A 14747-nucleotide genomic window follows, 5' to 3' on the forward strand; every position below is an offset into this window, starting at 1 on the left:
AGGTCAGGCTTCCGCTGTCGAACCGGTTTCGGCGCAGGCCGTGTGCAGCCTGCGGACGCCCTCGGTGATTTCGGCGGTGCTCGCGACCGCCGCGAAGCTCAGGCGCAGGTGGGCCGCCGGGGGTTCGGCGCTGAAGTAGGGGCGGCCCGGGGTGACGGCCACGCCCGCGCGCAGGGCGGCGGACACGAGCGCCCGCTCTCCCCCGGAGCCGAAGGCCTGGGAGGTGCCCCCGGTGCCGTCGGGCAGGCGCAGCCACAGCTGGTAGCCGCCGGACGGGATGTGCGGCAGGGCGAGTTCGGGCAGCCGCAGGCGCAGTGCGGCGGCCATCGCGTCGCGCCGGACGCGCAGTTCGGCCGAGACGGCCCGCAGATGGCGGGGCCAGGCGGGCGAGCCGACGAGTTCGAGGGCCGCCTCCTGGAGGGGGCGCGGCACGAAGAAGGTGTCGACGACCTGGATCGCCCGCAGCCGTTCCAGGACGGGCCCGCGGGCGGCCAGCGCGCTCACCCGGAAGCTCGGCGAGGTGGCCTTGGTCAGCGAGCAGACGTGCACGACGACTCCGTCGGGGTCGTCCGAGGCCAGCGGTCGCGGCAGCGGCCCCGAGTCCTCGTGCACGAGCCGGCGTACGAAGTCGTCCTCGATGACGAACGCGCCTGCCTCGCGGGCGATCCGCAGCACCTCGCCGCGCCGCTCGGGGGCGAGCACCGCGCCGGTCGGGTTCTGGAACAGCGGCTGGCAGACGAAGACGCGGGCGCCGGTGGCCCGGAAGGCGTCGGCGAGCAGGTCCGGTTTCACCCCGTCCCGGTCGACGGGCACGGGCACGGGCCGCAGTCCGGCCGCGCGGGCGATCGCCAGCATGCCGGGATAGGTGGGCGACTCGACGAGGACGGGGGCGCCGGGCGGGGCGAGTGCGCGCAGCGCGGTGGTCAGCGCGGACTGGCCGCCGGCCGTGATGAGCACCTCGGCGGCGGTGATGGCGCCGCCGATGCCCCGCGCGAACCACTCGCGCAGCTCGAGCAGCCCCTCCACCGGCGGGCGCGCCCAGACACCCGGGCGGCGGCCGGCCCGGGACAGCGCCGCGGCCATGGCCCGTTCCGGCTGGAGCGAGGGATGCAGATAGCCGCCGTTGAACTCGATGACTCCCGGCGGCGGGGCGGCCAGCGAGACGAGCACGCCCGAGGCGTCCACGGTGCGGGGTACGAGTTCGGTCGTGGCGTCCGCGCTGAGGGCGACCTCCTGCCAGGAGGTGTCCCCGACAACCGGGCCTGACGCACGCGGCCCGGCCCGGAAGGCTCCCGCTCCGGGCCGGGTGACCACCAGGCCCTCGGCGGAGAGCTGGGCCAGTGCCCGGGACACGGTCACGGGGCTCACGCGGAACCGTTCGACGAGCGTCCGGCTGGACGGCAGCTTTCCACCAGGAGAGTAGCGGTCCAGCTCTCCCCGCAGTCGATCGGCCAGGTCAGCGACACTGCTACGCTCATGCATGAGAGTAGAGAATAGCGCTACCACACGGACCTCGATAGCGGTGTCCGGCACACCCGGAGCGTCCGGCACACCCGGCAGCCCGTCCGGGAACGCCCGGGACTTCAGCCGGCCGAACCCCCGTACCGGGACCCTCATGGCCGCGCTCGGCGTCGTCGCCTTCTCCCTCACCTTCCCCGCCACCGCTTGGGGGCTTGAGGGCTTCGGCCCCTGGTCGCTGGTGGCCGTGCGGAGCGTCCTGGCCGCGATCGTCGCGGGCGGCTGTCTGCTCGCCCTGCGCGTCCCCCTGCCCGGCCGCCGTCACTGGGCGGGGCTCGCCGTCGTCGCCGCCGGAGTCGTCCTCGGCTTCCCGATGCTCACCACCCTCGCCCTGGAGACGTCGACCACCGCGCACGCCGCGGTCGTCGTCGGCCTGCTCCCCCTGACCACCGCCCTGTTCTCGGCGCTGCGCGTCGGCACCCGCCCCTCCCGCACCTTCTGGGCGGCGGCGTCCGCGGGCGCCGCCGTGGTCATCGCGTTCACCGTGCAGCAGAGCGGCGGCGCCCTGAGCAGCGCGGACGCCTACCTCTTCGGCGCCCTCCTGATCTGCGCGGCGGGCTACACGGAGGGCGGCCGGCTGGCCCGGGTGATGCCGGGCTGGCAGGTCATCGGCTGGGCGCTGGTCCTGTGCCTGCCGCTCACGGTGCCGGTGGCCGCGATCGCCCTGTCGTACGAGCCCGTGGAGCTGACCGCGCACAGTGTGACCGGGCTGCTGTGGGTCGCGGCCGGCTCGCAGTTCGTCGGCCTGGTCGTCTGGTACCGCGGGATGGCCGCGATCGGCATACCGAAGGCCAGCCAGCTGCAGCTGGCCCAGCCGCTGCTCACCCTGGTGTGGTCGGTGCTGCTCCTGGGCGAGCACCTGACCCCGGCCGCCCCGCTGACGGCTGCCGCCGTACTCGTCTGCATCGCGGTCACCCAACGGGCCCGGAGCTGACCGATTCGTCCGGCCCGGCCCCAACGCGCGCTACCCGCCGTAGACTTGCGGTCACGAATCGCCACTCCCGTGCGGAACGAGGAGGCCCTACAGATGCAGGCAACCGTAGGCGACCATCTGCTGGTGCACGGCAGGATCGTCGGGCAGCACGACCGGGTCGCGGAAGTCATCGAAGTGCTCGGGCAGCAGGGGAACCCCCCGTACCGGGTCCGCTTCGAGGACGGTCACGAGACCCTGATGTCTCCCGGCCCCGACTGCGTGGTCCAGCACCACGAGGACACTCCCCGCTGAATCAGCGTGAGGGCTTCGCCGGCTGCTGGTAGTGGTCGGCGACCACCCTCGCCATGGCTCCGATCCGGTCGGCGGCCACTTCCTTGGCCGAGAAGAAGACGTGCCCGCCCACCTGCGGATGGTTCGCAGCCAGCGTGAGATGCGCGGACAGCTCGGCCGGGTCCTGCCAGGCCGCGGGCTGCGCCGGGTCACCCGCCTTGTACAGCGCCTCACCCACGTACAGCTTCGTCCTGCTGCCCTGTGCGACCTGCGACCACCAGGGGACGAGCTTCGCGTAGTCGGCCGCGGCGAAGCCGATGTTCCAGTACAGCTGCGGGCAGATGTAGTCGATCCAGTTCTCCCGGACCCATTTCCTGGTGTCCGCGTGCAGGTCGTCGTACGTCTGCACGCCGGCGCGGCTGTCCGAGCCCAGCGGGTCGGTCGTGGCGTTGCGCCACACCCCGAAGGGGCTGATCCCGAACTGTGTGCCGGGCCTGACCTCCCTGATCCGGGCAGCCGTCTCCAGCACCAGGCGGTCGATGTTGTTGCGCCGCCACGCGGCCCGGTCGGGGAACTGCCCGCCGTGCGCGGCGTACGCGGCGTCGTCGTCGAAGACCTGGCCCGCGACCGGGTACGGATAGAAGTAGTCGTCCCAGTGGACGGCGTCCACGGCGTACTTCCCGACCGCGTCCAGCATCGCGTCCTGCACGAAGGCGCGGACCTCGGGCAGCCCGGGGTTGTAGTACAGCTTCCCGCCGTAGGGCACGATCCAGTCGGGGTGGACGCGGGCCGGGTGCGAGGCGACGAGCCGCGTCGGGTCGGTGTGGTTGGCGACGCGGTACGGGTTGAACCAGGCATGCAGTTCGAGCCCCCGCGCGTGGGCCTCCGTGACGGCGGTGCCCAGCGGGTCCCAGCCGGGGTCCTTGCCCTGGACCCCGGTCAGGTACTGCGCCCAGGGCTCGAAGGGCGAGGCCCACAGGGCGTCGGCCGTGGGGCGCACCTGGAAGATCACGGCGTTCAGCCGGCGCTCCACCGCCGTGTCGAGGTGCGCGAGCAGCTCGGCGCGCTGCTGCGCCGCGGTCAGGCCCGGCTTCGAGGGCCAGTCGCGGTTGGCCACGGTCGCCAGCCACATCCCGCGCAGCTCACCCGCGGGGTCGCGGCGCCGACGCCGGTGCCGGCGGCCGTCGTGCCCGCCTCCGCCTCCCCCACCGCTCCCTCCACCGGACATCTCCGCCGCCACGGCCACTCCCGCGGTGACGAGTCCCGACAGTCCGGCCGCCGCGGTCATCGCGAATCCCCGTCGTGACATACGCCCCATGCCGTACCCCAAACACAGTGGGTCCGCCCGGTCACGGACCGTCTACCTCGCACAGCATGCACGACCCGCCCCGTCGTACGGGGACAGATCCGGAGTAACGTGCGTGGCGTCGGCGGGTACCGGACAACGGACACCCGCCGGACCCATGACAGTGAGAGCGGACAGTCAGAGCGAAAGGGACGATGTGACCGACATCGAACGCGTCGGAGTGGTGGGCTGCGGCCAGATGGGAGCGGGCATCGCCGAGGTGTGCGCCCGCGCCGGCCTGGATGTGAAGGTCGCCGAGACCACTGGTGAGGCGTTGGAGATTGGCCGGACCCGGCTCTACAACTCGCTCTCCAAGGCCGCCGAGCGCGGCAAGATCTCCGAGGAGGAGCGGGACGCCACCCAGGCGCGGCTCTCCTTCACGACCGACCTCGGCGAGTTCTCCGACCGCGATCTGGTGATCGAGGCGGTCGTCGAGAACGAGCAGGTGAAGACGGAGATCTTCCAGGTCCTCGACCAGGTCGTGCTGCGCCAGGACGCGATCCTCGCCTCGAACACCTCCTCCATCCCGCTGGTGAAGCTCGCCGTCGCCACCTCGCGTCCCGACCAGGTCATCGGCATCCACTTCTTCAACCCGGCCCCGGTGCAGAAGCTCGTCGAGCTGATCCCGGCGCTGACCACGTCCGAGGGCACCATCAGCCGGGCGCAGTCCCTGGTGGAGAAGATCCTCGGCAAGCACGCGATCCGTGCGCAGGACCGCTCGGGCTTCGTGGTCAACGCGCTGCTGATCCCGTATCTGCTCTCCGCGATCCGGATGTTCGAGTCCGGTATGGCGAGCCGCGAGGACATCGACAACGGCATGGAGCTGGGGTGCGCGCACCCCATGGGGCCGCTCAAGCTGTCCGATCTGATCGGGCTCGACACGGTGGCTTCTGTCGCCTATTCGATGTACGAGGAGTACAAGGAGCCGTTGTACGCGGCTCCGCCGCTGCTTCAGCGGATGGTTGACGCCGGTCGGTTGGGGCGGAAGTCGGGATCCGGGTTCTATACGTATCCGTAGGCGGTCCCGGCCGGCGGTTCAGGGGCCGCGGGTTCGTTGTCGGGTGCGGAGCCGCTGTGGCTGGTCGCGCAGTTCCCCGCGCCCCTTAAAAGCAGGGGCGCCGGCGCCCCCTAAAGCGCCCGGGCCCCCCGCCAAGCCGAAATAGTCACCCTCCGTATAAGTTTTGGCCTGTGCGGGCCCGGCTCTCTTTTGAGGGCCGGGCCCGCCGTATTCACACACCGTGTGCGCTCCGGGCCCGCATATGCCCCTCGCACACGCTCCCCACGCACCCACCAGGCCTGTTGACTTTCCGTGCACATGTTAGGGATGTGACGACTACGGAAAGGAGCGGACACGTGACCGCCGACCCGGAGCATCCCGTGGTCCGAGGAGAAGTCGCAGAGTTACGTCGCCGTCTCGATGTGGCCCATGCCACCGTCGAGGGGTGCATGACTCTGCTCAGTCATCGCGCCGAACAGACCGCCAAGGAGCTCGACGACCTGAGCAGTCGGGTCATCGCGCTGGAGCACACCCGCTGGCCGCTGCGCGCGGTCGCGGTCGTCACGGCGGTGGGAGCGCTGGCCGTGGCGGTCTGGCAGGCTCTGGGCCATTGAGCCCATGGACGCGGTGGGGGATCAGGGCAAGGCGTCCTGCCCGAGCCTCAGATGATGCAGGAGGAGCAGCGCGGCAGCCATATTGGCGGCCGGAACCTCACCGCGGGCGACCATGTCGGGAGCGAGCTTCAGGGGAACCCATTCCCGGCGGTCGGACTCGAAGTCGTCCACAGGATGCCCGATGTACGCGCCTTCGTCGGCCCAGTAGATGTGGTGCCGGGCGTCGGTGAGCCCGTTCGAGGGCTCGACGCTCATCAGATGGCGCAGAGGTCCCGGCCGCCAGCCGGTCTCCTCCTCCAGTTCGCGGGCCGCCGCGACGGCGATGTCCTCGCCGTCCTCGACGACGCCCGCCGGAAGCTCCCATCCCCAGCTGTCGGTGATGAAGCGGTGCCGCCACAGCAGCAGCACCTCGTTCGCCTCGTTCACGACAGTGGCCACGGCGACGGGACGCAGCCGGATTAAGAAGTGATCGAGATGCCGGCCGTCGGGCAATGCGACATCTGCGAGATTGACGCTGAACCAGCGATTTGCGTACACGATTTGTTCGTTCTGTTTCGTCCACTGCACTTTTCTGCCACCTTTCGACGGGTAGGTGGCAATATCGCAGCAGGAGTGTCCGCACAGCAGGCTCGCAGTGGGCCGCTACCGGCGCAGTGGCAGGCGCAAAGGCACCCGCCAGGAGGGCTCGTGGCCCCCCGGCGGTCGGGACGGTCGGTCGTCGAAGCGATGTCTAGAGCGGCACGCGCAGTGCTCCGTCGATGAGTTCGGCGGCCTCGGAGGTGCCCGCGCAGCCGCTGGCCACCAGGTGTTCGCGTACCGCCCGCAGTCTGTCGCGCAGCCGCTGGGACTCCATCCCGCGCGCCCGTTCCGCCATTTCGACCGCGGTGACCACCGCTCTGTCGGCGTTCCCCTGGCGCAGTTCGATCTGGCTGAGCATGGCGAGCCGGTGCACCCTGCCGCGGTCGTGCGCCGGATTGTCCACGGCTGCCGCGGCGTGCTCCTGGGCGGCGCTCAGGTCGCCGAGGCTCAACAGCGCCTCCGCCACCTGCACGTTGACCAGGCCCGGCTGGACATAACCGGTCTCGTCCGGCTCGTAGCCGCGCCGGATGCGGTCGGCGGCCTGCTCGGCCCGCCGGATGCAGGACAGCGCGCTGCTGCCGTCACCGAGGTGCGCGTACGCCTTGGCCTGCATCGCGGAGAGGTCCGACGCGAGCGCCGGCGTGATGTGGCGCCCCGCGGCGCGCAGCGCGGCCTCGGCGAAGGCCACCGCCTGCCGGTGCTCACGCATGAACAGCGCCTGGTTGACGAGGAGCGCGATCACATAGGCGCCGAGTCCCCTGTCCCCGCTGGCCTTCGCGAGCCTGAGCGCCTGGTGGAAGTAGCGCTGGGCGAGCCCGTGCGCGTCGGAGTCGTACGCGCAGATGCCGGCGATCGCCACCAGGCCGCCGGTGGCGCGGTGGAGCTGACGGCCGGTGGCGTCGGTGTAGCTGCCGCGCAGGAGGGGCGCGGTCTCGGAGTTGAGGAATCCGACGATGCGCGTACGGGTCGCGACACCGCCGGCCTTGCGGTACATCTGCTCGTAGTGGGCGCGGGCGGCGCGCAGCATCTCGATGTCGGACATGCGGACGCGGTGACGTCCGCCGCGTGAGACGTCCACGTCCTCCGGCGGGTTCTCCCACTCCCACACGGGCATCACGGCGGGCGTGCCGGTGACGGCGGGGGCGCCGAGTATGTGCGGGCGCTGCTGTTCGTCGGAGCGCCACAGCGCGGTGGCCCGCTCGACGAAACCGGAGAGCGTCGTGCCGTGCGGGGTGGCCGGTTCGCCGGGTACGCCGAGGCCGATGTCGTCGAGTGTGACGGGCCGTTGGAGCCGGACGGCGAGGACCTCGCAGATCAGGTCGGGCACCTGGCCACGGGGTCGCTGGCCCTTCAACCACCGTGCCACGGCGGTGTGTTCGTAGCGGAGTGCGAGACCGCGCACCCGTCCTGCCTGGTTCACATGTGCCGCGAGTCCCGCGTGGGAGATTCCGGCCTCGTCGAGGATCGCGTCGAGCAGAGTGTTGGGCTGCATGAAGGCCATCCGATGGCTGGGTGCAGACGGTGCTTTTCAACCTAGCGCCTCTCCCTTCACACGGGGTGTGAACGGAGTGCCCGGATCCGGGCAGTGCGCGCGCTGTCGCGGAGAGTTGTGAGCCGGTTGACTGAACTGCCTCGCAAGAGGCCGGCCGGGCCGCCGGCTCCCCCTCGTACAGTGCGGCGGCCCGGAATTACGCCGTCCGTCCCGCTGCCTGCCCGACACTCCGTGGCGGGCGGACGGCTCCGCCGGGTTGTGCCGGGGCACTGGGCGTTGGTTGTCTGGTGCGGGTTCGATGTGGCTGGTCGCGCTCACGCGGCGGAGCCGCATATGTCACAGCCCCACGCCCCTAGGCCCTGTCGTCAAATTCCCGCCTGCCGGCCGACGCCTGGCACGCCCTCTCGCCGCACCGGGCGAAAGCCCAAGTACGTCCAGTACGCGGACTTCCGCCCGGCACACCGAGAGCACGCACCAGACGCCGCCCGGCCCGCCCTCCGGGCGGACGTCGGGAATTTGACGACAGGACCTAGAGGGGCGTTGCCAGTTGCTCTCGGTGGGCTGTCTGAACCTGGGTTCTGCCGTTGGCCACCACCAAGAGGGCTACGTCGTCCGTCGGGAAACCGCCTGCGTGGCCGAGCAGTTGGGTGAAGACCGTGCCCAGGACCTCCTGGGGCGAGGTCGGGTGGGTGCGGGTCGCCTCGGTCAGGGCGGTGGGGAGGGGGAAGAAGCGGCCGGTGCTGTCGCGGGCGTCCTCGACACCGTCCGTGTAGAGGAACAGTGCCTCGCCCGGCAGCAGCGGTCCGCAGCAGGTGACGGGCAGTTCGGCGGGGAGCGGGAAGGTCCCGAGCGGCGGCAGCGGATCCCCGAACCCCAGATGCGCCACCCGGTCCCCGCTCCCGGCCCCGCCCCCGCGCAGCAGATACGGCCATGGATGCCCGCAGTTCAGGGCGCGCATCTCGCCGTCGCGGCCGATCTCCAGCAGCAGCACGGTGACGAACTCCTCGGCGACCGGGCTGTCGGGGTCGGGTCCGGACGGCCCGCACGAGGGGTGCTCCGCCTTGGCGCGCTCCCTGAGGTGCCGGGCCATGGCCCGCTCCAGTTTCCGCAGCACGCCGGGGAGTTCGGGTTCGTCGTGGACGGCCTCGCGGAAGCTGCCCAGTACGGCGGCGACGGTCCCGATGGCGGCCAGTCCGTGCCCGCGGACGTCGCCCATCACGACCCGGACGCCGTGTTCCGTACCGATCACCTCGTACAGGTCGCCCCCGACGGCGGCCCCACGGTCCGCGGACACCTGGGCGGCGGCGACGTTCAGGCCGTCGACGCTCGGCGGCAGCGGGCGCAGGAGAACGCCCTGGGCGGCCCCCGCCACTCTGCGGATCTGCCGCAACTCCCGCAGCAGCCCTAGTCTGACGTGCAGGATCAGCCCCGTGCCGACGGCGAAGAAGACGGCACAGGTGGCGATCCGCGCCCCGAGCCCGTTCTGCTGGGCGAGCGGACAGGCCAACTTGTAGGTGATCGCCACCGCGCCCCAGGCGGTGGGCAGGCCCAACGCGAGCAGACGGCGCAGCCGCTGCCGGCGGCGGGCGCCGGCCCTGGTACGACCGAAGGTCAGGTGTTTCCCCCGGTGCCCCGCCCGACGGGGCACCCCAGCCTTGAAACGGATCATGCCGACGGCCCCCCTAGGCCCTGTCCAGCACAGGCACCGGCCTCATCGGCCGGGTCGATTCTGTCGACCCCGTCCCCCGCCCACCCCGAACCCCCCACACTTGTCACCCAAATGAGTGAGCCCCCCACAAACAAGACAAAGGGCGCCTCCCAAGGAGACGCCCTGTGCCTTCAGGGGCGCGGGGTTGTATCGATGTGCGGCTCCGCCGCGTGGGCGCGACCAGCCACATCGGACCCGCACCCGCCGAACGACCCGCAGCCCCACCCCCCACCCCGCCGAACCAGCGGAGCTAACTGCGCAGAACAGCCCCCGCACGCTCGCCCGCGAGGGCAACCGCCGAGTCCCGCGCAGCGGACGCCTCGTCCACGGTCAACGTGCGATCCCCCGCACGGAAGCGCAACGCGTAGGCGAGCGACTTCCGCCCCTCACCGAGCTGCTCCCCCTCGTACACGTCGAACAGCCGCACGGACTCCAGGAGTTCACCCGCGCCCTCACGCAACGCGGCCTCGACGTCCGCGGCCGGCACGTCGCGCGCGACGACGAGCGCGACATCCTGCGTGGCGACGGGGAACGCGGAGATGCGCGGCGCGGCCGGCACACCCGCGCCCGCCTGCTCCAGGAGATCGAGCTCGATCTCCATGGCGCAGCTGCGCTCCGGCAGATGCAGCGCCTTGACGACCCGCGGATGCAGCTCACCGGCGTGCCCGACGAGCGTCTCCTCGCCGTTCACCGTGACGTACAGCGCGGCGCAGCGCCCCGGGTGCCAGGGAGCGTGCCGGTCACCGCGCACGGTCAGTTCGACACCGGCCTCGCGGGCGACGGTACGCGCGGCCTCGACGGCGTCCGCCCAGTCGGCCGGGCGGCCCTTGCCCCACCAGCCGGCCTGCTCGCGGGCGCCCGCGAGGACGACGGCGGCTCGGCGCGGCTGACGCGGCAGCGCGGAGTCGATCCCGGCGATCTCCTCGTCGGTGGGCCGGCGGTCGACGGGCAGCCGCTCGGCCCTGTGCTCCTGGCCGGTCGGCCGGAAGACCAGTCCGGTCTCGAAGAGCGCCAGGTCGTGCGAGCCGCGGCCGTCGTTGCGGCGCAGCGCGCCGAGGAGCCCCGGCAGCAGCGTCGTACGCATCGCGGGCTCTTCGTCGGAGAGCGGGTTGGCGAGCGTCACCACGGTGCGGCGCGGGTCGTCGGCGTCCAGGCCGAGCTGGTCGAGCACCTCGGTGCCGATGAACGGGTAGTTCAGCGCCTCCACGTACCCGGCGCCGGCCAGCGCGCGGCCGACCCGGCGGTGCAGCCGCTGCCGGTCGGTCAGGCCCAGGCCCGCGGGGGGCTTGGGCAGCGTCGAGGGCAGGTTCTCGTAGCCCTCAAGCCGGATGACCTCTTCGGCGAGGTCGTTCGGGTCGGTGAGGTCGGGCCGCCACGACGGGACGGTGACGATCAGCTCGTCCTGGCCGTAGACGTCGCAGCCGACCTGCTGGAGGCGGCGTACGACGGTCTCGCGGCCGTAGTCGACGCCCGCGACCTTGTCCGGGTGGTTCGCCGGGATGGTGATGGTGTGCGGCGCGGACGGGGAGATGACCTGGGTGACACCCGCGTCGGCGGTGCCGCCCGCGAGGAGGACCAGCAGGTCGACCGTGCGCTGGGCGGCGGCGGCTGCGGCCTCGGGGTCGACGCCCCGCTCGAAGCGCTTGGACGCCTCGGAGGCCAGCTTGTGACGGCGGGCCGTGCGGGCGATGGAGATGGGGTCGAAGTGCGCGGCCTCGACGACGACCTCGGTGGTGGTGCCCTCGGTGTCGTCGATCTCGGTGTTGGCCCCGCCCATGACTCCCGCGAGACCGATGGGCCCGCGGTCGTCGGTGATCACCAGGTCCCCGGCGTCCAGCGTGCGCTTGGCGCCGTCGAGGGTGACGAGCTTCTCGCCCTGCTCGGCCCGGCGCACGCCGATCGCACCCTGGACGCGGGAGCGGTCGTACGCGTGCAGGGGCTGCCCCAGCTCCAGCATCACGTAGTTGGTGATGTCGACGGCCAGCGAGATCGGGCGCATGCCGGCCTTCTGGAGGCGGCGCGTCAGCCAGATCGGGGAGTTCGCCTCGGGCGACAGACCGGTGACGGTCCGCGCGGTGAAGCGGTCGCAGCCCAGCGGGTCGGCGACCTGCACCGGGTACCCGAAGGCGTTGGGGCCGGGCACGTCGAGCAGTGCCGGGTCGCGCAGGTCGAGGCCGTAGGCGGTGGCGGTCTCCCGGGCCACGCCGCGCATCGACAGGGCGTAGCCGCGGTCGGGTGTGACGGCGATGTCGAGGACCTCGTCGACCAGTTCCAGCAGCTCGATCGCGTCCGTGCCGACCTCGTGCTCGGGCGGCAGGACGATGATGCCGCCGCTGCCGTCGTCGCCCATGCCCAGCTCGTCGCCGGAGCAGATCATGCCGTGCGAGGTCTTGCCGTACGTCTTGCGCGCGGCGATCGCGAAGTCGCCGGGCAGGACGGCGCCGGGCAGGACCACGACGACCTTGTCGCCGACGGCGAAGTTGCGGGCGCCGCAGACGATCTCCTGCGGCTCACCCGTGCCGTTGGCGGCGCCGACGTCGACGGTGCAGAAGCGGATGGGCTTCTTGAAGCCCTCCAGCTCCTCGATGGTCAGCACCTTGCCGACGACGAGCGGCCCCTTGAGGCCGGCGCCGAGCTGCTCGACGCGCTCGACCTCAAGGCCGGCGGACACGAGCTTGGCCTGCACGTCGCGGCCGGTCTCGGTGGCGGGGAGGTCGACGTACTCCCGCAGCCAGGAAAGCGGGACCCGCATCAGATCTCCATCCCGAACGGCCGGGTGAACCGGACGTCACCCTCGACCATGTCTCGCATGTCTTCGACGTTGTGGCGGAACATCAGCATCCGCTCGATGCCGAACCCGAAGGCGAATCCGCTGTACTTCTGGGGGTCCACACCGCAGGCGACGAGCACCCGCGGGTTGACCATGCCGCAGCCGCCCAGCTCGATCCAGCCCTCGCTGGAGCAGGTGCGGCAGGGACGGTCGGGGTTGCCGACGGACTCGCCCCTGCACACGTAGCAGAGCATGTCCATCTCGGCGGACGGCTCGGTGAAGGGGAAGAAGTTCGGCCGCAGCCGGGTCTTCATGTCGGCGCCGAAGAGCGACTGGACCATGTGGTCCAGGGTGCCCTTGAGGTCGGCCATGGTCAGGCCCTCGTCGATGGCGAGCAGCTCGATCTGGTGGAAGACCGGGGTGTGCGTGGCGTCCAGCTCGTCCGTGCGGTACACGCGGCCGGGGCACACGATGTAGACGGGCGGCTCGCGGTCCAGCATGGCGCGGGCCTGCACCGGCGAGGTGTGGGTGCGCAGCACGACACCGGACTCGCCGTCCGTGTCCTTGGAGCCCTTGGAGCCCTCGGAGGTCTTCGAGCCCTTCGGGCCCTGCACGAAGAAGGTGTCCTGCATCTGCCGGGCCGGGTGGTCCGGGGTGAAGTTGAGGGCGTCGAAGTTGAACCACTCCGCCTCGACCTCGGGGCCCTCGGCGATCTCGTATCCCATGGACACGAAGACGTCCGCGACCCGCTCCATCATGGTGGTCAGCGGGTGCCGGGCGCCGGCCGGTACCCGGTCGTGGGGCAGCGTGACGTCCACGGCCTCCTCGACCAGCACACGGGCGTCCCGCTCGGCCTCCAGTTCGACCTGGCGGGCGGCGAGTGCCTTGTTCACCGCGCCACGGGCCTGGCCGACGAGCTTGCCGGCGGCGGCCTTGGCGTGCGGGGGCAGGGCGCCGATCTCGCGGTTGGCGAGGGCCAGCGGCGAGGCGCCACCGGTGTGGGCGACCTTGGCCTCCTGGAGCGTGTCGAGGTCACCGGCGGCGGCGAAGGCGGCGAGCGCCTCGTCCCGCATGCGCTCGATCTCTTCCGGTTTCAGTGCCTCGACCTCAACAGGGTCGTACGACTTGTTCGGTGCCGACATCTCTTCCCGTGCTTCCGATTGGTTGGCCGACGGTCCCCGTCGCGACTCGCGGGACGCTGTGTCCCTGAAAAGCCCTGTCCCTGAAATGGGGACGCAAAAGTGCCAAAGGCCAAGTCTAACGGGGGTGAGCGCCCGGCTCGGACGCCTGGTCCGGGCCGAGCCGGGTGTGCGGATGCGCCCGTGGGGGCCGCTTCGGCGTTACTGCAGATACGCCGGGGTGCCCACGGGCAGCGTAAATCGGAACTCGGCGCCGCCCTCGGGGGCGCGGCCGACGGTGATGGTGCCGCCGTGGGCTTCGACGATGCCCTTGACGATGTACAGCCCGAGGCCGGTGCCGCCGCGCTTGCTGCCCCGCCAGAAGCGGGTGAAGACGCGGTTCATGGACTCCTCCGGGATGCCAGGGCCTTCGTCGCTCACCGTGACCGACGTGCAGACCTCTTCCCCTTCACGGGGTGAGGGCGCGGGCGCTACGTCGATGGTGACGGTTCCCTCGCCGTGCCGCACCGCATTTTCCAGCAGATTGCTGAGCACCTGGTCGACCTTGTCGGGGTCGGCCCACAGGTCCGGCAGCGGCTGGCCGATGCGCAGCAGGAAGCGGTCGGCGGACTGTCCTGAGGCCACGTACGCCTGGATGTGGCGGCCGACGGCGGCGCCTATGTCCACCGGCTGACGCCGTACCTCCAGGCGTCCGGAGTCGATGCGGGAGATGTCGAGGAGCTCGGCGATCAGGCGGGTGACCCGGTTGGCGTCCGCGTCGACCGTCTCCAGCATCAGCTTCTTCTGGTCGTCGGTGAAACGCTCCCACTTGGCGAGCAGTGTGGCGGTGAAGCCCTTGACGGAGGTGAGCGGCGAGCGCAGTTCGTGGGCCACCGTGGCGATCAGCTCGGCGTGGCTGCGCTCGGTGCGGCGGCGGCCCTCGGTGTCGCGGAGCGAGACGACGACCCGGCGGACCGGGCCGGTGGGCCGCACCCGTACGTAGCGCGCCGTGACCAGGACCTCCCGGCCGCCCGGCAGCAGGAGGTTGCGCTCGGGCTGTCCGACGCGGATCGCGAGTCCGCCGTACGGATCGGTGAGCTGCCACCAGCGGCGGCCTTCGAGGTCCTCCAGCGGCAGGGCCCGCTCCAGATGGTGGCCGAGGGCCTCGGCGGCGGGGGTGGCGGTGATCCGGGCGGCGGCGGAGTTGAAGCAGATCACCCGGCCGCGTTCGTCGGCGATCACGAGGCCGTCGGGGAGGTCGTCGGGGTCGATGCCGAGTTCCGCGGGATCGGCGTGCCGGGGCGCGGGAGCGCTCCGCACCTCGTGTGCCCGCAGCGCGCTCTGCGCACCGCTCGTGCCGACACCCATCCCCGTACCCCACCTCTCGTCCGGCATCCGGGGC

At 71.7% G+C, this 14747-nt stretch carries 12 protein-coding genes; 4 read left to right on the forward strand and 8 right to left on the reverse strand.

Annotated elements, in window-relative coordinates; genetic code table 11:
• Positions 1-3: 3 nt before the first annotated feature.
• A complete protein-coding gene (locus tag ACZ60E_RS19875) occupies positions 4-1482 on the reverse strand; it encodes an aminotransferase-like domain-containing protein (RefSeq protein WP_469442013.1) in 1479 nt (492 codons plus the stop codon).
• Between ACZ60E_RS19875 and ACZ60E_RS19880 the strand changes: the two genes are divergently transcribed.
• On the forward strand, positions 1481-2452 hold the full coding sequence (locus ACZ60E_RS19880; RefSeq protein ID WP_469442015.1) for a DMT family transporter: 972 nt from the start codon (positions 1481-1483) through the stop codon (positions 2450-2452). The genes ACZ60E_RS19875 and ACZ60E_RS19880 overlap by 2 nt on opposite strands.
• A gap of 93 nt (positions 2453-2545) precedes the next feature.
• Entirely contained in the window at positions 2546-2743 is a 198-nt protein-coding gene (locus ACZ60E_RS19885; protein ID WP_384808341.1) for a DUF1918 domain-containing protein, read from the forward strand.
• Between the two features lies 1 nt (position 2744).
• Here the strand turns inward: ACZ60E_RS19885 and ACZ60E_RS19890 are convergent, their stop codons facing one another.
• Positions 2745-4040 carry a glycoside hydrolase family 10-like protein gene (locus tag ACZ60E_RS19890; RefSeq protein WP_469442018.1) on the reverse strand — a complete coding sequence of 432 codons (1296 nt, stop codon included), beginning with the start codon at positions 4038-4040 and terminating at the stop codon, positions 2745-2747.
• Positions 4041-4185: 145 nt separating this feature from the next.
• Here ACZ60E_RS19890 and ACZ60E_RS19895 point away from each other — a divergent pair, with 145 nt between their 5' ends.
• Both ACZ60E_RS19895 and ACZ60E_RS19900 read left to right on the forward strand, forming a co-directional pair.
• Entirely contained in the window at positions 4186-5085 is a 900-nt protein-coding gene (locus ACZ60E_RS19895; RefSeq protein ID WP_384808345.1) for a 3-hydroxybutyryl-CoA dehydrogenase, read from the forward strand.
• 335 nt (positions 5086-5420) lie between these two features.
• Positions 5421-5678, forward strand: a complete 258-nt coding sequence (locus ACZ60E_RS19900) for a hypothetical protein (protein WP_210891992.1) — start codon at positions 5421-5423, stop codon at positions 5676-5678.
• Positions 5679-5699: 21 nt separating this feature from the next.
• On the opposite strand, the gene ACZ60E_RS19905 is transcribed toward ACZ60E_RS19900, so the two are convergent.
• The 6 genes from ACZ60E_RS19905 to ACZ60E_RS19930 form a co-directional block, all read right to left on the reverse strand.
• Positions 5700-6245, reverse strand: a complete 546-nt coding sequence (locus ACZ60E_RS19905; protein ID WP_107019813.1) for an NUDIX hydrolase — start codon at positions 6243-6245, stop codon at positions 5700-5702.
• 163 nt (positions 6246-6408) lie between these two features.
• Positions 6409-7749, reverse strand: coding sequence for a transcriptional regulator (locus ACZ60E_RS19910; protein WP_385837252.1), 1341 nt, complete (start codon positions 7747-7749; stop codon positions 6409-6411).
• A 529-nt stretch (positions 7750-8278) separates the two neighbouring features.
• Positions 8279-9418, reverse strand: coding sequence for a PP2C family protein-serine/threonine phosphatase (locus ACZ60E_RS19915; RefSeq protein WP_469442022.1), 1140 nt, complete (start codon positions 9416-9418; stop codon positions 8279-8281).
• A gap of 289 nt (positions 9419-9707) precedes the next feature.
• Positions 9708-12209 (reverse strand): phenylalanine--tRNA ligase subunit beta, encoded by a 2502-nt coding sequence (gene pheT / locus ACZ60E_RS19920; protein ID WP_469442024.1) that lies wholly within the window; start codon positions 12207-12209, stop codon positions 9708-9710.
• Positions 12209-13369, reverse strand: a complete 1161-nt coding sequence (gene pheS / locus ACZ60E_RS19925) for a phenylalanine--tRNA ligase subunit alpha (protein WP_469442025.1) — start codon at positions 13367-13369, stop codon at positions 12209-12211. Before pheS ends, pheT begins: the two co-directional genes overlap by 1 nt.
• A 198-nt stretch (positions 13370-13567) precedes the next feature.
• Positions 13568-14713: a sensor histidine kinase gene (locus ACZ60E_RS19930; protein WP_384808444.1), complete on the reverse strand. Its 1146-nt coding sequence runs from the start codon at positions 14711-14713 to the stop codon at positions 13568-13570.
• Positions 14714-14747: the final 34 nt, after the last annotated feature.

This window comes from Streptomyces sp. NPDC102514 (assembly GCF_055584525.1).